A 22,427-nucleotide genomic window follows, 5' to 3' on the forward strand; every position below is an offset into this window, starting at 1 on the left:
CATACACAAGAACAGGTCACACCAAAGGTAGCGAACTTCCTTCCAGTAACGCCGCCATATCGAAGGATGAGCTCTGCATCGACATGACATCATGACCTGAGTCAAACCCTCCGTCAGTAGTTGTAGATGCTGTCTTCCCACTATCCAACAAGTCACTCAAATCAATAGAAAGATCATCTATATCTGCTGACAAGGCCGCCGCTGCATCTTCCACCGATAGTGTGCGCTGCGTGCTATGAGCTTCTCCAGCATCGTCCAGCACCGTCAGCATCAGTTCGTGCTCACCAGCCGAGAGATCCGTCACGGTCTCACCGGGCAGCTCAATTTCCCAACTGCCATCCGTATTAAGCTCTGTATTATAGGATTTACCATTCAGGGTGATGATCATGATAGATCCGGCATCAACCCCTGTGGCAGTGCCCGATACCAAGATTCCCTCTTGCAGCTCATTCGCCGTCACGACATCATCATCACTGACAGGATCAATCCCCAGCACAGGATCCGGAGTATCAACAGGGTCCTCTGATGCGCCTTTGATCGTTATATCGATGCTGTCACCTTGCTGAACGTCATCCCCTACGATCTGCACAATCTGGTAGTGGTGGTCACCATCTTCTTGGGAGGGCAGGCTTACCGTCCATGTACCATCCTCTGCTACCTGTGTGCTCGCCAGTGTTTCGCCATTAGCATCATTAATTTGTATTGATGCGCCTGGCTCCCCTGTGCCATTAAAAGTTGGTGTGCGATCATCAGTGGTATCCCCATCTTTCAGAGCTCCCTGACTCTCCCCTTCATCATCCATCACCGCATCAAAAGTGACCGGCGCAGTTGAAGGGTCAGACGAATCATCCCTTTTGAGGGTGTTGCTACCATCGTCATCATCCATCAATGCTATCGCCGCACCGCCTGCCAGAAGGATTCCTCCCAGGCCAATCCCCCAGGCCGTCGGACTTAGTGAACCCAGCCAGTTACCTAAAGAAGCAACAAGAGAGTCATTCTCTCCTACGAGCAGTTCATCGATATCGGCAACAGGCTCTACAGAGGGATCTAGCAGGATGCCATTCTCATTTCCATCTGCTAACAGCTTCTCTTCTGTCATATCAGCTTCAGAAAATGAGTATTTCACCAGTTGATCGCCAGAATCTAGGACAAGCTCACTGGCATTTTCACCATCAGAAACGAAAGCGAAATAGTCCTGAATACGTACTACTTCCTTTCCGCCCTGGTCACCATTCAGAACCATGACCAAGTCATTTCCTTGACGATGGACACTGGTTACCTGGTCAGCTTGAGCGCTTAAGTGAACAACACTTGGCCCATATAAGGCTACTGTAGAGCTATCGTATGCTACCGAAGCTAGAGATAGGCGAGAAACAACCTTAATATACATGGATTACGGAACACCTCATCTTAGATATCCGGCAGCAAATCCGACCGAGCCTGAACACGCAATGCAGGCAACAACTGATGTATCGCCGTGCGATAATCAATGACAGCTTTCCATTGGTCATACATGGCAGTTTTTACAGCAACTTTCGCCTGGTACACTTCCTGTTCGGTGCTGAGCAAATCATTGACGCTTCGATTTCCAAGCAAATATTCATCACGATAAACATCTCTCGACTTCAGCGAGCTTTGTAGCTGTCTTTGTGCAGCTACAGTTCGCTCTCTGGTTCCTTGGAGAGTTGAATTCGCTGTAGAAGCAGCTAAAAGAACATCCTGTCGAGCCTGGTTTACCTGAGATTCTGACATTTTCACCTGACTTTCGGCTTGCCTGACACGAGCAGATACTGCTCCACCCTGATAAATCGGAGCATCCATCTTAAGCTGAATAGAAGTATCCCAATAAGCGTCATCCGTATCATAACGGATGCGCTGGCCTTCTACTCTAAAGGAAGGCAAACGCTCGGTCTTGGCAATATCAACTCCTTTTTCCGAGGCTTCTGCCTGCGACTCAACCTGCTGAACTTCAGGAATCACGGAATAATCAATAGAGTCAAGATTAGTCTTGATGTCCTTCAAATCATTTGGATATTCTGCCAATGCCTGAACCTGCACGCCTGTCAATACAGAAAGCTGAGCTTTTGCAGCAGCAATTTGTGCATCATAATCTGCAATCTGTGACAACATACTGGCAATTCTGGCATCAGTTTGTAACTCATCAGATTTTGTGCTCAAGCCCCCTTCGACTCGCAAGGTAGCAATACCTTTTACTTTCTGTAATGAGCTGACCCCCTCTTCTGCCACGCGCTTCAACTCTTCATAACGCTTGACATTGAGATATGCCTGAATAGCCCTGGCTGCAACACTATTTACGGCCATTTGCAGGCCATACTGCTTACCGTGTGACAATGCCAACTTCTGATCGATGGTGCTGTCTGTTCGACCGAAGTCATACACTAATTGCGATAAGGTAAGTCCGTATGTGCGGGTCTGATCAAAATCACTATCATCATCTGCAGCTCCACCAGCACCAGCTTGAAAGCCAACCTGAGGACGCCATGCACTCCTTGCCTCCTCCACTTCACCCGTACTGATCCCCAGATCCGCCGCAGCTGTCACTACCGCAGGATCTGTCTCGAAAGCCCGTAGAACAACCTCCTGCAGCCCCATGGCAGGCATGGCGACAGACTGTCCGTTCAAAGGCTCAGCAGCATATGCATGTATGCAGAAAGATGAGGATAGTGACAATGTAGAGAAGAAATAAAATAAAGTCTTTTTCATGGCTGATGAAAGTAACTATCCCATCTATTAGTGGATCCGCAATCGATGCTCTTACCGAGAGCAGACTTAGGCATCATATTCCCCTATATATATTGGCTTGAAAGTAGGAATTATCCTATTTGGACGACAGAAATTTCCCATTTTTTGTATTTCTACTCTGATGTGTATGGAGCAATGGAAGCCTGAAACTCATACAACATCTCGACAAGCTCCTGTATGAGCTTGCTACGCTCGTTTCTCGATTCATGGCTATCAAAAAGACGCTCAATACGTTCACACATGGCGACAATTCTTCCACCACCTACCATTCTAATCGCTCCTTTCATTCGATGAACGAGCTCAAGCTGGGCAACCTCATCGGAGTCTCTTATCGCTTGATCGAGCGCTTCCATATCTTGGGCATTCGCACGATAAAGCTCTCTCAACAATTTTCTCGCCGTGTCCGGATCGACACCAATTGATTTACACATACGGCATATATCAACGTCATCGCTGATATCTCTCAACCTGCAGCTTACTTTCTTTCTTGCTTGTACTGATAGCAGTAAACTTCTCAAATCTTCTAAAGATAATGGTTTAAATACACATCCATCCATTCCTGCATCAACACAACGGTTATTCTCATCTGCAGTAGCATTAGCGGTGATAGCATATATGTAAGTCGAAGAATCTCGGCCCTCTACACCTTCCTCTTTTCGGATTGCTTTTGCCAGCTCATAGCCAGACATTCCAGGCATATTACAATCCGTCAAAACAAGATCAAACTGGTCTTTCTTCCATAAATCAAAGGCAGACTCTCCATCACTTACTTCAAAAGCCTGCTGCCCTAGCATTTCCAGCTGACGAGATATCAACATGCGATTAGGCTCATGGTCATCTACCACCATTACACGCATTCTAGAGAGAACTTCCTCTTCCATATCTACAGATGAAAATATATGAGTTGAGGGTGATAGAGGAGGAAGGACAAGGGATACGGTCGTCGTTGTCCCTTTGCCAAGTTGGCTCTCTATTTCTACATTTCCTCCCATCATCTGTGCCAACTGGCGACAGATGACAAGACCAAGCCCCGTGCCTTGTACTGTTGGCTTAAGCTGCGTGAAAGGAGCAAAGAGACGCTCTATATCTTCCGGTGCGATACCGCACCCTGTATCATGAACAATTATTCTAGCGTCCAGATATTTATCGGTTCTTGGAGTAAGTGACAAAGATACACCAACTTGACCTGACTCGGTAAACTTGATCGCATTGCTAACAAGGTTGGAGATAATCTGCCTTAATCTTTGACCATCAACATATACTTCTTGATGAATATCATCTGGAGCACTCAAGCTAAGGACCAGGCCCTTTTTCTCTGCAAGAGGAGAAAAGGTATTTATTACACTCCGACATATATCCGCAGGATTATAACGGTCTGGATGTAGCTCAAAATATCCAGCTTCTATCTTGGAGATATCCAGAACATCTCCTATCAGACTAAGTAAATCCTTTGAAGATTCATAGGCAGTGGCAATCAATCGCGCATCGACCTGTCGCTCGTTTGACTGTTTTACGACCAACTCCAGCATACCAATCATCGCACTCAAGGGAGTACGTATTTCATGACTGATAGTAGCCAGAAAAGTGCTCTTGTAACTATTGGCCCTTTCAGCAGACTGTTTCGCTACCTGCAAATCTCTTACTAGCTCTTCTCGATCACTGACATCAACCCATCCTCCAATAACTCCGCGGACCTGTCCTGAGTGACTCTTGTAAGGAATGACCCAGTGATAAACAGTCAGCTCTTCTCCATTTAACATTATTTTTCTATCTTTTATTATTTTCTTGTCGTACTTTATCGCGTACCAGTAGTCATCATATATTTCCTTTGCCGACGTATCGTCCAGGGAATAAATAGCAGTATCATCTTTGTATAGAATTTCCTGAACGTTTCCTTTTACGAACTCTTGATAGCTGCTATTATGGCGAACCATTCCTCCTTTATCATCTCTAATATAAATCGGATGAGGAGTCCCTTCTATCATTGCTTCCATGAACTCAATTTGGTCTTTCAGCCCGGATTCAGCTTTCTTCCTTCTATTTACTTGTCGGCGAAGAAGAAAGTTCCAGGCAAAGGATAACGCTATCACGACGCTGAATATAACGACAGATATGATTACAGCAGTACGATAATCTTGCCATCCAGATGTTTTAAGGACTGGATTGGTCCTCCAGCGATTCTCTATTACGCCCAATTCGTTTGGCTCTATAGAACTCAGTGCTTTTTCAACTATTTCCAATAGTTGCGCATTGCTGGAAGTCGCTGAAAAAGACGCTTTATATACATCACCTCCAAGAATATCCTTGACATCAAGATGCGTACCCTTCATCCGCTCTATGAAATATCGTGATACCAACAATGGCTGAATTGAGTAACGAGCATTTCCATTTTCTACTGCTTGGAAGCTGGAGCGGACATCATCTTTGTACAATAGCTTCGCATTGGGGTATTTTTCCAGAAACCCCGGCACCATAGCACTGTCCTTCAGCACTGCCAGCATCGACTTACTCAACAGTTCTTGTGTGATCAAGTCATTGTCATTCTTATGCCCAACCACAGCATACGGGCTCAGCAGGTATGGGTGGCTGAACAATAATGTCCTCCGGCGCTCCTTATTAGGGGAGAAATCCGCCAATATATCGACTTCCCCACTATCCAGAGCTAACTGTGCAGCTCTTACTGTGCTAAAGGGAACTGTTTGGAAGTTCAATCCTGTCATCACTGAAAGCAAGTTCAATATATCTTGCGTAACCCCAGAATACTTACCTTCACGATTGTAGTATGAGTATGGAGGGAAGTCATAATTGACACCCACTTTCACGAGTGGATTATCGCTAATCCATGTCTGCTGGTCAGGGGTAAGCTCGAGATTATTTCTCGCTACAACTCCCCCGCCATCCCATCGCCCAAGAATTGATTCTGACTGATTATCTGCAATTTCCTCAGCCACTTTACCAATAATCGTTTGAAGCTCACTACTCTCTTGAGATAAAGCAAAACGTATACCGCCATAGGGGTAATATGACAGGTTGCTGATATAAACATCATTGGAATATGCCTGACTAATCAGGAACTGCGCGCTAATGTTATCTGTAACAGCAACATTAGCTTTTCCAAATACTACTTCAGAAATAGCCTCTAGAGGAGAAGCTTTCATCTCGACAGATCGCCCGGATATTTTTGGCGATACAGTGGTATTATCTACTGCACGCCTATTCCAAGCATCATAGACATAATCAAATTTAGTCCTACTTTCTTCCTCACCGATATTACCATTTGCACGAACCAGCGCTATTTGAGGCTTGATATAAGCTTGGCTGTACCAGATGCCATCAGATCCCACATCCCCCTCTCTTACATTAATAATTCCATCAATGTCACCTTTTTTCATGGCATCGCTTGCGGCTGACAGTGATGGAAACTTATATACTTCAATATCCTTTCCAGTCACTCTTTTAAGGACCCAAAGGACGTCAGCACTAACACCTTCGTACTGACCTTCGCCAAAGAAAACTTCATAAGGTATAACAAATGGTTCTGCTATCCCTATTTTCAGGGAGCTTCTTTTTAATAGCCACTGCTGCTCATCTACGGATAAACTTATTGGTGTATGGATCACACCAGGCCTACCTAGAAACTGGACTTTTTTGGCTTGCACATATGATAGATCCTGAGCTTTCCCATCCTTGGCAAAGCTGTTCACACCAACCATTATACTAAAGAGAAAAAACAGCAAGACCCTCCATACATTCCAAGACATTGAACTCATCTCTCACAAACCATCCAGCACATTAAGGCGCCGAGCCAAATCATATAACTCCATCATATTACTAACGCCCAACTTATCAAAAATCCGCACCTTATAAGTACTAATAGTCTTATTGCTTAGTAGCATGGATTGGGAAATCTCTTTATTACTCATTCCTTTAAGCAATTTATTGAATACCATGAGTTCACGGTTAGACAATAACTTTATAAGATCACACTCACTATTACATGATGCTTCTGAAGGGTCAGAGGATAGGCTAGGAAAAAATGTATACCCTCCTAGAATTGTTTTTACTCCACTAACTAGAATGGACATATCCTTATCTTTACTGACAAACCCTGATGCACCTGCTAGATAAGACCTCATGGCGTAAATCTCAGGGGGATAGGAAGTCAAGACTAATACCCGGGATCGGTCATCCAAGGCTTGGATTCTTCTGATCACAGCTAATCCATCCAGGCCATGAATACCGATATCTAGTATAGCAAGATCTGGCTTCTTCTCCTTGATCAACTGGACAGCGTCTGCACCATTATCTGACTCACCGACGACTTTAATCCCATGATTATCAAGAGAAAATGAAACAGCAAGACGAATCATGGGATGGTCATCCACCACCACCACTCTCGCTCCTGGCTTATCTAACATTTTGTGTACCTGCCTTCTATAAGATTCAAGGCCGGAAGATTATTGTGTACCGTTTTTTTGACGACCACAACAACCTTATATGATTCGTTTTATATGCTTCATTAGCCGGCCGCTGTGCGATGCAGCATAATTCATTTTCATCACTTGGACCATGCCACTTTTACAATAAAAAAGCCCTACTCCTATTGAGGGAGAAGGGCTTTTTAAATCCATAATACTGACTAATGCATTATAGTTTTTAAGGTAATCTATATATATGTTTAACTCAATGACTCACTGCTGGGTTCCAGCCACTTATGCCAAGTAGCCATCACTGCCTCCCGGTGATGCCGAAAGGCCTCAACATCGCCTCTAGCAGGTTGCCGAGTCAGTGCCATACGGTGGTTGGCCGCCCGCGCATCCAGATACGCCTGCCGCAACGCTACGGCCTCTTCCTGCTGCAGATAACCGGTTTCTTCGAGAGCTTCAAGAATTCTCATGTTATCGCTATAGCGCAATAGCTCCGGCGTGTAATGAGACAATGCCAATACCGCGTACTGACACATGAACTCAATATCAATCATCCCACCTGCATCATGCTTCAGATCAAAGGTAACGCCCTCACCATCAGCATTCTCTTCTGTATTTTTAGAACCTGTATTTTTAGAACCTAGGTGATCGCGCATCTTGTGGCGCATCTGCACCACCTCCTTGCGCAGTTCATCTCGATCACGTTGACGCCCCAGGATTTCCTTGCGAATGGACTCAAAGTGCTGTGCCAAACGCTCATGTCCCGATACTACTCTCGCTCGTACCAATGCTTGATGTTCCCAGGTCCAGGCCTGCTCTCGCTGATATTCGGCAAAAGCCGTCATCGAACTGACCAACAACCCAGAATTACCCGAAGGCCTCAAACGCATGTCAACCTCATACAGTGAGCCGGCTGGTGTCACCGCAGAAAGCAGATGAATGATCCTCTGGCCCAGGCGGGTGAAGAACACACTGTTATCAATCGGCCGGGGACCATCTGTTTCGCCCTGGGACGCACCATCATGCAGGAACACCAGGTCAAGATCCGAGCCATACCCCAACTCGATGCCTCCCAGTTTTCCATAGCCAACGATCAGAAACTCGGGAACTTCGCCTGCACGTTCGCCATCGTGCCCTATCGGAAAGCCATGCTTGCGTGTCAGTGTTCGCCAAGCCATGGCCAGCACAGCATCCAGTACGACCTCGGCAATATAGGTAAGAAAGTCACTCACCTTCATCAGGTGACGGGTCCCTGCAATATCCGACGCTGCCACGTGCAACACTTGGGCATGCTTGAACACTCGCAATGCTTCGAGTTGGCTTTCCTCATCTTCCTCGGGGATACGGGCCAGAATCTGGCGAAGCTCGTCAGCCAAGCGTTCCTTGTCGGCCGGCGTATAGAGAGTATCAGGGGTCAACAACTCATCGAGCAGTACGGGGTAACGTGCAATCTGCTCTGCAATCCATGGACTGGCACTGCACAAGCGCATCAAGTGTCCCAGTGCATCGGGGTTTTCTCGCAGCAGTGCAAGGTACGCCGTACGTCGAAGCACCGCTTCGATAAGTGGCAGCACTCTTTCTAGAGCTGTATCTGGCGTCTCGCTTGCAACCACGGCCTCTATCAACATGGGCATCAGGGCATCCAGGCGTTCATAAGCCACTCGCTGCATGGCCTGAACCTGGCGTGATCCAGATAACCCCCTGATCCTCTTCAAGGCCACATCCGGATCTTCGAAGCCCCCATCAGCAAGCAACAGCAAAGCTTCTTCCTCATTAGGCTCGCCACGCCACAGTTGACTCCACACCTCACGTTCAGAGTGTTCCTCTTCCTCTTCGATATCATCCTCAGGCTGGCTGATGACCGCATCAAAGTGGCGCCTCACTCGATCTCGCACAGCCCTCAGGCACACCAGCAGTTCATTCCAACCTTCCATGCCCAAGGCAAAGGCAACCCGCTCCTGATCCAGATGCTCCGTAGGCAGCGCCTGAGTCTGCCGATCTTCCAATGCCTGGATCGCATGCTCCAGGTCCCGCAAGAAAATGTAATCTGGCATCAACTCGTCGACTACCTTCTGGGGCAGGAGGCCTAACTCTGCCAGACGCTGCAGCGCTGTCTTCAACGAAGTTACTTGAAGCTCGGTATCGCAGCCCCCGCGAATCAATTGAAAAACCTGGACCACGAACTCCACCTCGCGAATCCCGCCCGAGCCAAGCTTGATATTGCTTTCCATGCCCTTGCGCTTGACCTCACGATTGATCATCGCCTTGAGCTCACGCAGGGATTCAATAGCACCGAAATCCAGGTACTTGCGGTAGACGAAAGGACGCAAGCTGGACAACAGTTCGTAACCAGCATCGATGTCGCCTGCGATAGGACGCGCCTTGAGCATGGCATAGCGCTCCCACTCACGCCCTTGGTCCTGGTAATAGCTCGCCAGAGAAGCGAAGCTGCCAACCAGAGGGCCTCCATCACCCAGCGGGCGCAAGCGCATATCGACACGAAACACGAACCCCTCACTGGTCACGGCATCCAGAGCGGCTATCAGCTTCTGTCCCAGCTTGGTGAAATACTCGACATGATCCAGGGCCTTACGCCCCCCCGTCGTTTCACCCTTCTCGGGATAAGCAAAAATCAGATCGATATCGGATGACAGGTTGAGTTCGCCCGCCCCCAGCTTTCCCATGCCAAGCACGACCAAGCGCTGTTCACTGCCATCTCGACGTGGTGCGGGCAGGCCCCAGCGGGGTTCGAAGTGACGTTCCAACCAGCTCAGCACACCTTCGACACATACTTCAGCCAGACGTGATACTGCAGCGCTTGTGTTCCAGGCATCAACACCCGGTGGACGGGTCAGGTCGCGCCATACAATTCCCAACATCCGCGCACGCCGATAGCGGCGCACGACAGCATGCATGGCAGCTTCGTCCTCGGCAGCCTCCAGTCCTTCATCAAGCAACTCTTTAAGCGCCTGCGGCGCCAAGGCAGCATCCAACTCACCACTGGAGTCCAGACTGGCCAGCCACTCGGGATGACGCACCAGAGTAGCGCCAGCAAAGCGCGACACAGTCAATACCTTGGCCAACTGGATGCGTCGATGAGGTTCCAATGCCAGATAGACTTCAGAGGGTATTTCCACGCCTCGCATTGCCGCTAGATTGTCGCTTTGCTCAATGCTCGAGAGAAGCTGCCCCCAGGCCTTGTCCAAGGCTCCAAACAAGGGAGCCGGGATATTCTCACGAGGTAGGAAATCCATGCTCAGGTCCATGGCAGCACTCCTTGATCAATGCCTGCGCGCTCTCGCATGACGATAGAAAGAGCGCTTTAACCTGAGCATACCACCCATGCGCTATAGCGTAGCCTCGATATCCGGGTCGACTTTTGCATGTTCGGCAAGGGCAATGACAGGCAAGCGATGAACAAGTGAACGGATCAACACCGTGGACTATCTATCAAGTGCTATCCAGCAGCTGCTATCCGCTCCTGGCAGCCAGCCATGTCGAGTGGCCACCAGGGGGCATGGAAGGAAAGATTCGGTTCAGTTAGATCAGATGATATTTGTCGGCAGCCAGCAGGATCCACGTCAGCCCTGCCATAATCAGTGCCAGCATCACTGCTGCCGAGCCGATATCCTTGGCTCGTCCGGAAAGAACATGACGCTCAGGCCCAATCCGATCGACCACGCTTTCGATGGCCGTGTTGACCAGTTCGACGATCAGCACCATAAAGCAGCTACCGACGAGAAGAATCCATTCAACGGGCGTATCCCCGATCCACCAGGCCAAAGGTACCAGCACAAGGCACAAGCCAAGTTCCTGACGAAAGGCGGATTCATTACGGAATGCCGCCTTGAGCCCCTTGAGCGAATAACGAGTGGAATGAACCAAGTGGCGCCAGCCGGTATGTCCGGGCTTCATCAACTATCTCCTCAGGCAAGGCGTCAGTCAGTGTTGGGAAATCATCTGGTCAAGATCCAGGGATACCAGATCCAGGACGCGTGACCAGCTCAGGTAAGGAGTATTGGATGTGCCGTTGACCAGCACCGTGAACACCCCCCAGCGCTGCCCGGCGGTACGAAAATATCCGCTGAGAGCACGCACGGCCACCGGCTGATTCAATGTTCCCGTCTTTACCATCACATGGCTCTGGAATGTCTGCGAGCCTCGCCGCAAGTGACGCATGGGGCCATTGGTAGGAGCCTGCAGGCCAGCAGCAAAGACCGGGAACAGTTCGCTGCGCCCGTACATGTACTCGAGCACGGAGTTGACTCCCTGTGCCGATGTCTTGTTGCCGGTCGTCAAGCCGCTACCACTCTCTAGTGTCACAGGCCCATGCCCCGGAATCTTGGCCGCGAAGGCCTCCAGGATTTCTCCAGCCTGGTCGAGCTGCGCCTGGGGCTCTTCCACCAGGTCCAGTGCCATCAGGTCAGCCATGTAGTTGTTCGAATAATTGAGCATGCGCAGCAGAAGCTCCTGCAGCGGTTTACCATCCACTGCCGCCAAACGGACGGCGTTCGAGGGTGGCCGTTCGCTGGTCGTGCCATGTCCGCCTTCGACCTTTATACCCGCAAGCTCAAGCATGGCTCCCAGGATCGTGGCTGTCTGAGCCGCAGGATCGGCACTGGCACGATAGATTTCCTGAGGCAGTTCATTGATAGCGATCTTTCCCGCCACTCGTAGATGCTCGGTACCATTTTCCTGCACCCGGCTGGCAACCAGCCCCGTGGCCCCGTTAGCTCCCTGAGTGGTCACCGTATTGCTGATGCCCATCAGTGGCGTCATGGCATTACAGTCCGTAACTCGGGCAGGCCCCCCAACAGCCCCAGGGGCTACCTGCACGCACCAGCTGCCATAGTTCACTCCAGAAGAACTCAGCAAGGCGCTGTAGGCATTATCGGAGCGCTCGGCCACTGCACAGCGATCAACCGTCCTGCATTCCACCGGACCAAAACGCCACTGGCTGATCAGCAGCTGTCCCGTCACTTGACGAACCCCGGCCTGATACAGGCGCTGAGTCAAGCGCCACAGGTCCTCGCTGGTCAGTCCAGGGTCACCTCCACCGTCCAGAATCAGATCTCCATTCAGCACGCCATCACCAGTTGGACGCGCAGTACTCTTGAGCGTCGTGGTGAAACGATACTGGGGACCTAGGGCATCCAGAATGGCTGCTGCGGTGTAGACCTTGGTCACCGATGCTGGTGTCAGCAGCTTCTCAGGGGTAATGCTGCCCAGAATTTCTGGCTCTTCAGCACTGTCGCCCAATAAACGTGCTTGAGCACTGATCTGATACCCCTGTTGGCCAAGCTCTTGAAGATGTGAAAACCCAGCGGCCTGAACAGAAGATGTGGCAAGCACAGCCAGAGAAACCGCCATGATGGTGGCAAGCCAGGATGATAACGGGCGACAAGGCATAAGGACTTCCCTGAGGTGAATACGGATATTGCGCCAGCTCCCGGCACAATTGAATATCGAGTCTACCGTGTGATGATGACGGTTTCGACCGAGATACCGCTTCACATGCCCAATACCCACCTCAGCCACAGGATGATAGCCAGGGTGCTCAATGCCATCGACAGCATATTACCGATATAAGGATGGAAGTCGTCGGGCAGTTGCCCGGAGATCCAGCTGGCCAGAGGCGGCCCTATCAGCGCCCCGGCAAAGGCACTGAGAATGATCACTTCCGGCGCACTACCCAGGCCAACCACGCAGGCCGGTACAACAGATACCACAGGGACATAAGTGGGATACCAGCCTTTCTCCATCCACTTGCGCCGCCATAATATGATGCCAATGGCGGAAGTCATCACCTGCCCTACCAGGATCTGTGGCAGCAACAACGAGCCGTAGGCAGGGCCGAGAGGGTTCAGGACAACCGCAAGCAACACCCCCGCAATCAGACCTATCCCCGCCCATTCATTACCGTAGAACTGTGACTCGGAAAAGTCCGCCAGGATGCGCCGTACTGTCCACCCTGCGCCAAACCTGGCTTCGCGCCGAGTCCCCTGTTCCACCAGCATCTCTTGTGGCTTCACAGGCAAGCGAACCCAGACAGCAATGGCACCACGAAAGACACGATACAGATAGAAGGCAGCTACACTTCCCAGAGCCATGGCACTCACCCCACCAATTACCGCAGGCCATCCCATCGGAATGCATAGATAGTTGATCAACAGCAATGCCAACGGTGTCACCAGCAGGGGCCCCATGACAGCACCCAGCATGGCAACCCGCCAGCCTCGGCCCAACAGTAGAACCGTTGCCGCTGGCAAAGAGACAAAAACCACGAAGGTCGGCTGCCAATTCGCGGTGTTCGTCAGCGTCCAGCCCCACAACAGCTGATTCAGCAGCAGCGAAAATGTGGAAGCAGCAAGTATCCAGGGCCAGAGCCCCGAACCATAGGCAATCGGGAAGCCCTGCCAGCGACTCCCTCGATATGCTGCAAGCCAGGCGAAAAACGCTCCAATACATAATCCCAGACTCGCCAGTTCATGCTTGTAGAACGTCGGTTCCGACATGTCGCCAAGAAACCATCTTCCCCAGGCGAAACCTGAGTCAGATGAAGAGAAATAATCATTATATGCAGGCCAGGCAGACTGCCACGACTGGCCAAGCTGCTGTGCCAGCAGGCCTAGGCAGCCCACGACTGCGACCAGAGCAGCGGCCGCCATGACATTGACCCAGAGCCACCCTGACTGGAGAGAAGGAGTGGGGCTACGGACGGCCTCAAGAGACGGACGACCATCATTATCCATTTTTGCGCCTCGATAACTGCACACATAAAAATAACGCTCTGTATACAATTATTCGATATCACTGGCGACAAAAATTGCAGATTAGTCCACTAGACTATTGTCTATCCCATTTTTTTGTATACGAGACTAGTGAGAGGCAACCGAAGAAAACAGCTGAATGATGGCCACACCTCCTACGATCATGGCCATGCCCAGTACTGCGGGAAAATCAGGCTTCTCGCCATAGACAACAATGCCGACCAAGGCAACCAATACAATACCGAGCCCCGCCCACAGAGCATAAGCAATGCCCACCGGCACACTGCGCAATACCAGAGCCAACAGATAGAATGCCGTGAGGTAGCCCGCGACCACCAGTACGCTGGGCCAGAAACGACTGAACCCCTCGCTGGCCTTCAAGGCTGAAGTCGCAATGACTTCAGCGACGATGGCCAGGGCCAGATATAAGTAACTCATCAGGCTTCCCTCATGGCTTGCTGTGCTTTCGTGGCTTGCTGTGCCTTTGAAGCCTGCTTCGCAAGGCGCCGCTGCATGACACGATCAAACAGGCTGTTGAAGATCATGGCGTAACACAGGAAGAACAACATAAAGCCTGCATCAAGCCAGAATGCCTCGATCAGGCCAATGTTCAACCACCAGGCCACGATGGGCAGGGTGCCCAGCAGCAAGCCCAGTTCAAACCCCATTGCCTGAGCGAACCGTTGCCCAATGGTTCGCTGGCGAGTCGGTACGAGGCGATCGAAGAACCAGTTCCAGACAAGATTCCACAGCATGGCGATCGTCGCCAGTCCTGCAGCCAGGATACCAATCTCGCCCAGGCCATGGCCGCTGATGGCACTGGCCAGCGGAGTCACGATCACCAACCCACCGAGCTCGAACAATGACATATGAGCCAGACGCTCCTTGAACGAACGCATGGAATTCTCTCCTTTGACGTTAAGCGACAGCAGGATAAGCCAAGGAGATTCTAGTGCTATTCTTGATAGTATCCAGCTAGATACTATCTAAAAATCAGATAGGTTAGGTAATCTCATCATGCATTGGACATTGGACCAGCTAGAGCTATTCACCGCTTGTGCCGAACGAGGCTCATTTTCCGCAGCAGCACGCCATCTTGGCAGGGCGCAATCTGCGGTAAGCATGGCCATTGCCAACCTGGAACTGGACCTTGGCTGCGAGTTGTTTGACCGGAGTACGCGATCTCCCACCCTGACCGCCGCGGGTGAAGCGCTTTTACCTGAAGCCCATGCAGTGCTCACTCAATGCCAACGCCTGAATGCCCGTGCCCATACCCTGGCACTGGGAGAAGAACCCCGTCTGGTGGTCGCCATTGATGAAGCTCTGGTGGAAATGCCCCCGGTAGACGCAACCCTCGAGGCACTGGCAACGCACTACCCCGCGCTTTCTCTGACGCTATTGTACGGTGCCCAGGGCGATGTATCCGGCTGGGTCCAGGATGGAACGGCCAATCTGGGAATCCTGCTCAGCCATGAACGTACACCAGGTGCACTGGAAAACCATTGCATTGCCCTGCTTCGCCAACACTGGGTGGTGGGGGCATCACACCCCCTGGCGAGCCTGCCCCACGTCACCCCCAGTGATCTTGCCCAACACCGACAACTGATGATGGCACCGCGCCGCTACCAGCCTTCCAGCACACAGGCACCTCCCTTGAGCAGCCAGTGTTGGCGCCTGAACAGCTTCTATTCGATGGCCGAACTGGCGACCCGCGGCCTTGGCTGGGCTATCGTGCCTGAACATATCGCTCACTATCCGCCCTTTCGGCATCGCCTCACCCAACTGACCAGTGCCACGCTAGGAGAAGCGCCCAGCATCGAAGTGGATACTGTCACTCGCCGGGATGCTGGCCAGGGGCCCATCGCCACCTGGCTGCAACAGACGCTGCGAGAACGTTTCAGAGATCTGGCATGAATTCGGCGCCCGGCAATAGCCCAGGCCGGTAATCGAGTTGAACTACCAGATGCCACAGCGGTTGGCCACTGGCTTGATACTTGCGTTCGAAATGAGTCAAGGGATCGTCGCCTGGGTCGAAAGGCCCCAGCGGAGCCGTGACACCAGAAGCCTGTGCAACGGCAATGGCAAACTCCTCTATATACAGACGCCAGTTGGAGCGCACTTCTAGACGCCCCCCCAAGCCTACGATAGCGGGAAACACCGGATGGCCGTGCCAGCGCATCTTGAGCTGCACCGACTTGGGGTAGGGGTTGGGGTAGAGAAGATAGTGCCTTTCCGGCTTCCATCCTCCAGCCAGCGCCAGACGCCAGAAATCCACCAGATCAGCTCTCACCAGCAGCGCATTGTCCGGCAACTCACCATGGTCTCTAGACAGGCGATCTGCACTGCGATCGACACCAATGACACTGTATTCAGGAAAACGCATGGCCAGCTTGCGAGTCGACAAGCCTACCCCACAGCATGAATCAAGGATAAACCCTCGGCTCTTCTGGGCTCTACGCCAAGCATCAGCCTGTTCGAAAGCTGCACGCGTATGGCCCGCAATTGGCTTGCGCCAGACATGGGACAACGCTCGGCCAACCCTGCGAGTCAAATCCTCATGCGGCGTGGTCTGACCCGAACTGATCGGGCGACTATGGAACTGAGTCATGGCAATCTCGTCGTACTTACACAGCCCCGGCAAAAAAAGACATGAACATGGTTCATCCTCTTCCTGTACGGGGAAAATCCATTGATAGCGGGAAGTGTAATGCGAACACCATCCAAATACCCGTGACGCACACTCAAGGTGCAGCGGTTTCGTTACTGCACCACGCATGACGTCAACCAGACCAAATGCTAAGATTCTTGGCCTGCAATCCTCTCCCGTGGCAATATCGAACGGCGTTTTGCTTCATTTTCCCGATTTATTGACGAGGACCCCGGCTTGTCACATCTACCTGTGATCGTGGGCATGGGCGGCGTTAACCCGGCCGGCCGAACCTCGGGCCACCAGGCCTTTCGCCGCACTGTGCTCGATGCCTTGCCCAAGGCTGAGCAGGCCCGCACTCTGCTGGGCCTGGCGGCGATGATGCGCCTGGCCAGCCGTGACGCTGACCAGCGCTGGTATGACGCTTCCGGCCAAGAGCTGGATGCCGAGGCTCTGGTCGCAGCTACCCGTGACCATGTGCTCAACCACACCCTGATTCGTCGCATTGAAGATCCACGCTTCGGTGCTGAAGGACTACCGGCCAACCGTGCTGCCAGCCTGGCGTTGGATGCACCGTTGACCTTCCGTGTGCGTCGCCGCCAGCTACCCGCTGAGCTGCCGCCTACCTGGCAGGTCCGCGAACTGGACCGCCACAACATGGAAGTCACGGTTCCCGCCGGGAACATGGATGTCATGCTGCCGGAATCTCGTCCGGCCCAGGTGCGTACTGCCGGCCAACTCCCTACCGGCTTCGATGCCAGCCAGCTGTATCGCAGCGTCCATCACCCCAAGGGACTGTCCATGTCCGTATTCGCTGCCAGCGACTGCCTGGGCAACAGCGGCCTGGAATGGGATATCCTGCGCGACCGGCTCGATCCGGATAGCATCAGCGTCTACGCCGGCAATTCCATCGGCCAGCTCGATGAAGAAGGCTGGGGTGGGCTACTGCAGAGCTTCGTCTCCGGCAAGCGCGCGACCTCCAAGCAGATGCCGTTGGGCTACGGTCAGATGCCGGCAGACTTCCTCAACGCCTATGTCCTTGGCAGTGTCGGGGCTACTGGCGCTGCCCTCGGTGCCTGCGCCAGCTTCCTGTATAACCTGCGTCTGGGCATCGAGGACATTCGCGCAGGCCGCTCCCGCGTGGTCATGGTAGGAACGGCAGATGCTCCTATCACACCAGAGGTGATCGAAGGCTTCCGTGTCATGGGCGCTCTCGCCGATGATGACAGTCTCAAGGCCCTGGACGCCCTGGAACTGCTCACCGACGCAGACTACCAGCGCGCCAGCCGTCCTTTCGCTCTCAACTGCGGCTTCACCATGGGCGAAGCCAGCCAGTTCGTGATGCTGATGGACGATGCACTGGCACTGGAAGTTGGCGCCGAGATCCTCGGAAGTGTGCCGGACGTCTTTGTCAACGCTGACGGCTGGAAGCGCTCTATCTCAGCCCCTGGGATTGGTAATTATGTCACCCTGGGCAAGGCCTGTGCCCTGGTTCGCGACATGCTGGGAGAGAAGGCGTTGCGTGAGCGCACCTACCTCCATGCCCACGGCACCTCGACACCGAAAAATCGTACTACCGAATCCCATGTATTCGATGCCGTGGCCAAGGCCAACGGCATCCATGACTGGCCAGTCGTCGCCATCAAAGCCTACCTCGGCCATTCTCAGGGCAGTGCAGCAGGCGACCAGTTGGTCAACGCCCTGGGTAGCTTTGCCTATGGTTTACTGCCAGGCATCAGCACGATCGACCGCATTGCCGACGATGTCTATGCCGAACGTCTGCGCTTCTTCCAGCACACCATCGAGTTTGATGCCGACGCTTCCTTCATCAATGCCAAAGGCTTCGGTGGCAATAATGCCACTGGTGTCGTGCTGTCGCCCAAGGTGACGGAGCGCCTGTTGCAGCAGCGTCATGGCGAAGCGGCTGTAGCAGAGTGGCACGAGCGCCGCGAGACGGTCAGGGCCAAGGCCGAGGCTTACCACAACGAGGCCGATGCAGGCCATTTCCAGGTTCGCTATCGTTTTGGCGAGGGAGTGCTCGAAGGTCCTGAGCTCGAAGTAGGCAGCGATATCATTCGCATTCCTGGCTATGCCCAGCCTGTTTCCTTGGATGTGCACAACCCCTTTGGGCGTTTCAACGACGAGGATAGCTGATGACGACTGCCGTCTATCCTGGAACTTTCGATCCCATCACCAATGGCCATCTCGACCTGATCGAGCGGGCGGTAAAGCTGTTCGACAAGGTGGTGGTGGCCATTGCAGAAAGCCCCGGTAAATCACCGGCGCTACCCCTCGAAGCACGCCTGCAATTGACTCGGGACGTCCTCGATGGGTACGACAGCGTTGAAGTGGTCGGATATTCCGGGCTGATGACAGAGTTCATGAAAGCCAACAACGCCCGCATACTGCTGCGTGGACTGCGTGCCGTATCCGACTTCGAATATGAATTGCAGTTGGCCAATATGAACCGCGCCCAGATGCCTGACCTGGAAACCGTGTTCCTCACCCCTGCACTGGAAAACACTTACATTTCTTCCACCTTGATACGAGAGATTGCCCGTCTAGGCGGCGATATCTCTCAGCATGTGCATCCCAAGGTCGCCGAGGCGATGCGCAACCATTACAATACCTGACTAAACCACTTGGACTTTGGCGGCAATCCGCCACCCACTGCAGCGCGATGGCATGTTGCCTGATCGATTTTTGGCCTGTCGCGCTGCCTGGCTCAACGGCCAAGACTCTGCGTGAGGACTCCCATGGCCCTGATGATCACCGACGAGTGCATCAACTGCGACGTCTGCGAACCTGAATGCCCCAATGGCGCCATTTCTCCCGGTGAGGAGATCTACGTCATCGACCCCAACCTGTGTACGGAATGCGTCGGCCATTACGATGAGCCCCAGTGCCAGCAGGTATGTCCGGTAGACTGTATCCCTCTGGACCCGGAGCGTGTCGAGAACCACGACCAACTGATGGAAAAGTACCACATCATCACTGCCGCCTGATCAAGGCGGAGACGGGAGTTGCCTGTACGGCGTCCCCTTACTTGCCCAGGGAAGGGGTTCACTGTGTCGTCTCTCAAGGATAGCTTTGCCAGTCTGCCTCGCATCACTGCTCTCGCCTGGCCGATCATCCTGTCCAATATTACCGTGCCACTGCTCGGCCTGGTCGATACGGCTGTGGTTGGACACCTGTCAGATTCCCGATACCTGGCTGGTGTCACCTTGGGCGCCACACTGTTCAGCTTCCTCTATTGGAGCTTCGGCTTCCTGCGCATGGGCACTACTGGCCTCACATCCCAGGCCTATGGTCGTGAACGGGACGACGAGGTACGTCACCTTCTCGGCCAGTCGCTGATCTTGGCCCTTTGTATCGGCACCCTGCTGATTGCATTGGGTCACCCCCTCATTCACCTGGGTTTATGGTTACTGGATGGCAGCCCAGAAGCCACAGGGCTGGCCGCCAGCTACGCCGGCATACGCCTGCTTTCCGCTCCTGCTGTCCTGGCCAACTATGCCATTCTTGGCTGGTTCCTGGGCCAACAGAACAGTCGCGTCACGCTGATGCTGTTGCTGGTCAACAATGGTGTGAACATTGCCTTCGACCTGCTTTTCGTGGTGAGCCTGGGCATGACCAGCGACGGTGTCGCCTGGGCATCAGTGATTGCCGACTACAGTGCCCTGATGCTTGGCCTCTGGTTGTGCCGCAAACGCCTTGGTCTGCTGACTGGGCACTTTGAAACACCGCACCTGTTCAGGTTGTCAGCCTATACCGAGCTATTCTCGATCAATGCCAACCTGTTCGTAAGAACCCTGGGACTACTGTTTGCCAGCGCCTTCTTCACCGCCCAGGGCGCAGCACAGGGAGACACCATACTGGCCGCCAATGCGGTGCTGATGCAGTTCATCATGCTGACGTCCTATGCCCTGGACGGGTTCGCCAATGCCGCCGAGGCACTCACCGGCCATGCCATCGGCCGCCGGCGTTTCAACGAGTTCGCCTCCGCTGTACGCGGTGCTGCGCTATGCTCTTTGCTCAGCGCCATCCTGGCCAGTCTGGCCTTTGCGCTGGGTGGTAACGCCCTGATCTCCCTGCTCACCGGACTTCCCGAGGTGCGAGCCAGTGCAGCAGACTATCTACCATGGATGGTGATCATGCCATTGGTCGCGGTATGGAGTTATCTGCTCGATGGCGTTTTCATTGGCGCCACCGCCATTGCCGAGATGCGCAACTCCATCTTCATCGCGCTCGCGATTTACCTGCCGGCATGGTGGCTGACACAGGGGCTCGGCAATCATGGCCTATGGCTTGCTTTCACCCTCTTCACGGTCGTGCGTTCCACGGTACTGATCGCTTACTATCATATCTATCGCAGCAGCCGGTGGAGTTCCTGAACACGACCTGTGGTTGCCAGTGAACCGGTTGCTTTATCGCCAGGGCCAGGCAAGGCCCTCCCTCAACAATCAGAAAAAGCGATACACGCCATGCTTAGAGCCCTGTCACGACCCGCTGTGAAGCTGGTCGAACGCTATCTGCCCGACCCTTATATCTTCGTTTTGCTGTTGACCCTGATTGCGGCTGTTGCCGCCATTGCCATTCAGCATAAGTCGCCGCTGGCAGTGATCGACTACTGGGGCAATGGTTTCTGGAGCCTGCTGCAGTTCTCCATGCAGATGCTGCTGGTACTGGTCACTGGTTATATGCTGGCCAGCTCTCCTCCCGTGAAACGCCTGCTCGATCATCTTGCCAGCTACGCCAAGAATGCAGGTGCCGCCGTCGTTCTCGTTACGCTGGTCTCACTCATCGCCAGTTGGATCAATTGGGGTTTCGGGCTAGTAGTTGGTGCATTATTCGCCAAGGCCCTGGCCCGCCAGGTAAAGGTCGATTACCGCTTGCTGGTCGCCAGTGCTTACTCCGGCTTCATTGTCTGGCATGGCGGACTGGCCGGTTCCGTACCGCTGACCATTGCCACCGAAGGCCATTTCATGCAGGAGAGCATCGGCATCGTATCCACTGCTGATACGATCTTCTCCTATTTCAACCTGATTCTGGTGGCAGCACTGTTCGTCGCTGTTCCATTGGTCAATCGCCTGATGCTGCCCAGCGAGAGCGAAAGCATCTATGTGGACCCTGCCCTGCTCGGCGCCGAGGAAGAACCGCGGGTACGCATCACTCGACCGGCAGAGCGCCTGGAAAACAGCATGACCCTGGCCATGCTGGTAGGCTTACCAGGGCTGATCTATCTGATCAGCTACTTCGTGAGCGGCGGGGGCCTCAACCTGAATGTCGTCAACTTCCTGTTCCTGTTTCTGGCCATCGTGCTGCACCGCACCCCTCAGAGCCTTCTCAACAGTCTGCAGGAAGCCATCAAGGGTGGGGCCGGTATTGTCATCCAGTTTCCTTTTTACGCCGGTATCATGGCCATCATGGTGCAGTCGGGACTGGCCGAGACACTATCCCAGGCAATGATTTCCTTTGCCACGGAAACCACCTTGCCTTTCTGGACATTTATCAGCGCTGGCGTGGTCAACATGTTCGTCCCGTCAGGTGGCGGTCAGTGGGCAGTGCAGGCACCCGTAGTCGTTCCCGCCGCTCAGGCACTTGGCGTCGATATTCCTCGTGCTGCCATGGCCGTGGCCTGGGGAGATGCCTGGACCAACCTGCTACAACCCTTCTGGGCCTTGCCTGTACTGGGCATTGCCGGCCTCAAGGCCAAGGACATCATGGGCTTCTGCCTGATACAGCTGTTTGTCACAGGAGCCATCATCGGCGCCTGCCTGACTTGGCTATAAGACCACTGACAAGACAAATGGATACAAC

At 53.1% G+C, this 22,427-nt stretch carries 17 protein-coding genes; 6 read left to right on the forward strand and 11 right to left on the reverse strand.

Features of this window, described 5'->3' with window-relative positions:
- Positions 1-16: 16 nt before the first annotated feature.
- The 10 genes from Q1K07_RS09540 to Q1K07_RS09585 all read right to left on the reverse strand — a co-directional run bounded on the left by Q1K07_RS09540 (position 17) and on the right by Q1K07_RS09585 (position 14,859).
- Positions 17-1,390, reverse strand: a complete 1,374-nt coding sequence (locus Q1K07_RS09540) for an Ig-like domain-containing protein (protein ID WP_300310151.1) — start codon at positions 1,388-1,390, stop codon at positions 17-19.
- A gap of 20 nt (positions 1,391-1,410) precedes the next feature.
- Positions 1,411-2,724 (reverse strand): TolC family outer membrane protein, encoded by a 1,314-nt coding sequence (locus Q1K07_RS09545; protein WP_300310153.1) that lies wholly within the window; start codon positions 2,722-2,724, stop codon positions 1,411-1,413.
- Between the two features lie 152 nt (positions 2,725-2,876).
- Positions 2,877-6,500 (reverse strand): transporter substrate-binding domain-containing protein, encoded by a 3,624-nt coding sequence (locus Q1K07_RS09550; RefSeq protein ID WP_300310154.1) that lies wholly within the window; start codon positions 6,498-6,500, stop codon positions 2,877-2,879.
- 36 nt (positions 6,501-6,536) lie between these two features.
- On the reverse strand, positions 6,537-7,181 hold the full coding sequence (locus Q1K07_RS09555; RefSeq protein WP_300310156.1) for a response regulator transcription factor: 645 nt from the start codon (positions 7,179-7,181) through the stop codon (positions 6,537-6,539).
- 260 nt (positions 7,182-7,441) lie between these two features.
- Entirely contained in the window at positions 7,442-10,456 is a 3,015-nt protein-coding gene (glnE, locus tag Q1K07_RS09560; RefSeq protein ID WP_300310158.1) for a bifunctional [glutamate--ammonia ligase]-adenylyl-L-tyrosine phosphorylase/[glutamate--ammonia-ligase] adenylyltransferase, read from the reverse strand.
- 274 nt (positions 10,457-10,730) lie between these two features.
- Entirely contained in the window at positions 10,731-11,105 is a 375-nt protein-coding gene (locus Q1K07_RS09565) for a diacylglycerol kinase (protein WP_300310160.1), read from the reverse strand.
- 27 nt (positions 11,106-11,132) lie between these two features.
- Positions 11,133-12,599: a D-alanyl-D-alanine carboxypeptidase/D-alanyl-D-alanine-endopeptidase gene (gene dacB / locus Q1K07_RS09570; RefSeq protein WP_300310161.1), complete on the reverse strand. Its 1,467-nt coding sequence runs from the start codon at positions 12,597-12,599 to the stop codon at positions 11,133-11,135.
- A gap of 101 nt (positions 12,600-12,700) precedes the next feature.
- The gene (locus Q1K07_RS09575) at positions 12,701-13,942 is read right to left on the reverse strand and encodes a hypothetical protein (RefSeq protein ID WP_300310163.1); all 1,242 of its coding nucleotides are present in this window, start codon (positions 13,940-13,942) and stop codon (positions 12,701-12,703) included.
- Between the two features lie 126 nt (positions 13,943-14,068).
- Positions 14,069-14,398 carry an SMR family transporter gene (locus tag Q1K07_RS09580; protein ID WP_300310165.1) on the reverse strand — a complete coding sequence of 110 codons (330 nt, stop codon included), beginning with the start codon at positions 14,396-14,398 and terminating at the stop codon, positions 14,069-14,071.
- Positions 14,398-14,859 (reverse strand): PACE efflux transporter, encoded by a 462-nt coding sequence (locus Q1K07_RS09585; RefSeq protein WP_300310167.1) that lies wholly within the window; start codon positions 14,857-14,859, stop codon positions 14,398-14,400. The genes Q1K07_RS09580 and Q1K07_RS09585 overlap by 1 nt, the downstream gene beginning before the upstream one ends.
- A gap of 118 nt (positions 14,860-14,977) precedes the next feature.
- On the opposite strand from Q1K07_RS09585, the gene Q1K07_RS09590 reads away from it, so the two are divergent.
- Positions 14,978-15,874 (forward strand): LysR family transcriptional regulator, encoded by an 897-nt coding sequence (locus Q1K07_RS09590; protein ID WP_300310170.1) that lies wholly within the window; start codon positions 14,978-14,980, stop codon positions 15,872-15,874.
- Here Q1K07_RS09590 and Q1K07_RS09595 read toward each other — a convergent pair.
- Complete coding sequence (locus tag Q1K07_RS09595; RefSeq protein ID WP_300310172.1) at positions 15,858-16,568, reverse strand: SAM-dependent methyltransferase; 711 nt, start codon at positions 16,566-16,568, stop codon at positions 15,858-15,860. The two genes, Q1K07_RS09590 and Q1K07_RS09595, sit on opposite strands and share 17 nt — an antisense overlap.
- Positions 16,569-16,871: 303 nt before the next feature.
- On the opposite strand from Q1K07_RS09595, the gene Q1K07_RS09600 reads away from it, so the two are divergent.
- The 5 genes from Q1K07_RS09600 to Q1K07_RS09620 all read left to right on the forward strand — a co-directional run bounded on the left by Q1K07_RS09600 (position 16,872) and on the right by Q1K07_RS09620 (position 22,399).
- Complete coding sequence (locus Q1K07_RS09600) at positions 16,872-18,761, forward strand: beta-ketoacyl synthase (protein WP_300310383.1); 1,890 nt, start codon at positions 16,872-16,874, stop codon at positions 18,759-18,761.
- Positions 18,761-19,240 (forward strand): pantetheine-phosphate adenylyltransferase, encoded by a 480-nt coding sequence (gene coaD, locus Q1K07_RS09605; protein ID WP_300310174.1) that lies wholly within the window; start codon positions 18,761-18,763, stop codon positions 19,238-19,240. The genes Q1K07_RS09600 and coaD overlap by 1 nt, the downstream gene beginning before the upstream one ends.
- A gap of 123 nt (positions 19,241-19,363) precedes the next feature.
- The gene (locus Q1K07_RS09610; protein ID WP_300310176.1) at positions 19,364-19,612 is read left to right on the forward strand and encodes a YfhL family 4Fe-4S dicluster ferredoxin; all 249 of its coding nucleotides are present in this window, start codon (positions 19,364-19,366) and stop codon (positions 19,610-19,612) included.
- 63 nt (positions 19,613-19,675) lie between these two features.
- Positions 19,676-21,001 carry an MATE family efflux transporter gene (locus Q1K07_RS09615; RefSeq protein ID WP_300310178.1) on the forward strand — a complete coding sequence of 442 codons (1,326 nt, stop codon included), beginning with the start codon at positions 19,676-19,678 and terminating at the stop codon, positions 20,999-21,001.
- 90 nt (positions 21,002-21,091) lie between these two features.
- On the forward strand, positions 21,092-22,399 hold the full coding sequence (locus Q1K07_RS09620; protein WP_300310180.1) for a short-chain fatty acid transporter: 1,308 nt from the start codon (positions 21,092-21,094) through the stop codon (positions 22,397-22,399).
- Positions 22,400-22,427: the final 28 nt, after the last annotated feature.

The organism is Halomonas sp. (genome assembly GCF_029263665.1).
In the GTDB taxonomy this organism is placed as follows: domain Bacteria; phylum Pseudomonadota; class Gammaproteobacteria; order Pseudomonadales; family Halomonadaceae; genus Halomonas.

What these genes read in the sequence shown, in the direction of transcription:
- Q1K07_RS09540 (WP_300310151.1), bottom strand. Translation starts at nt 1,390, where the DNA reads ATGTATATTAAGGTTGTTTCTCGCCTATCTCTAGCTTCGGTAGCATAC.
- Q1K07_RS09545 (WP_300310153.1), bottom strand. Translation starts at nt 2,724, where the DNA reads ATGAAAAAGACTTTATTTTATTTCTTCTCTACATTGTCACTATCCTCA.
- Q1K07_RS09555 (WP_300310156.1), bottom strand. Translation starts at nt 7,181, where the DNA reads ATGTTAGATAAGCCAGGAGCGAGAGTGGTGGTGGTGGATGACCATCCC.
- glnE (WP_300310158.1), bottom strand. Translation starts at nt 10,456, where the DNA reads ATGGACCTGAGCATGGATTTCCTACCTCGTGAGAATATCCCGGCTCCC.
- Q1K07_RS09565 (WP_300310160.1), bottom strand. Translation starts at nt 11,105, where the DNA reads ATGAAGCCCGGACATACCGGCTGGCGCCACTTGGTTCATTCCACTCGT.
- dacB (WP_300310161.1), bottom strand. Translation starts at nt 12,599, where the DNA reads ATGCCTTGTCGCCCGTTATCATCCTGGCTTGCCACCATCATGGCGGTT.
- Q1K07_RS09575 (WP_300310163.1), bottom strand. Translation starts at nt 13,942, where the DNA reads ATGGATAATGATGGTCGTCCGTCTCTTGAGGCCGTCCGTAGCCCCACT.
- Q1K07_RS09580 (WP_300310165.1), bottom strand. Translation starts at nt 14,398, where the DNA reads ATGAGTTACTTATATCTGGCCCTGGCCATCGTCGCTGAAGTCATTGCG.
- Q1K07_RS09585 (WP_300310167.1), bottom strand. Translation starts at nt 14,859, where the DNA reads ATGCGTTCGTTCAAGGAGCGTCTGGCTCATATGTCATTGTTCGAGCTC.
- Q1K07_RS09590 (WP_300310170.1), top strand. Translation starts at nt 14,978, where the DNA reads ATGCATTGGACATTGGACCAGCTAGAGCTATTCACCGCTTGTGCCGAA.
- Q1K07_RS09595 (WP_300310172.1), bottom strand. Translation starts at nt 16,568, where the DNA reads ATGACTCAGTTCCATAGTCGCCCGATCAGTTCGGGTCAGACCACGCCG.
- Q1K07_RS09600 (WP_300310383.1), top strand. Translation starts at nt 16,872, where the DNA reads ATGGGCGGCGTTAACCCGGCCGGCCGAACCTCGGGCCACCAGGCCTTT.
- coaD (WP_300310174.1), top strand. Translation starts at nt 18,761, where the DNA reads ATGACGACTGCCGTCTATCCTGGAACTTTCGATCCCATCACCAATGGC.
- Q1K07_RS09610 (WP_300310176.1), top strand. Translation starts at nt 19,364, where the DNA reads ATGGCCCTGATGATCACCGACGAGTGCATCAACTGCGACGTCTGCGAA.
- Q1K07_RS09620 (WP_300310180.1), top strand. Translation starts at nt 21,092, where the DNA reads ATGCTTAGAGCCCTGTCACGACCCGCTGTGAAGCTGGTCGAACGCTAT.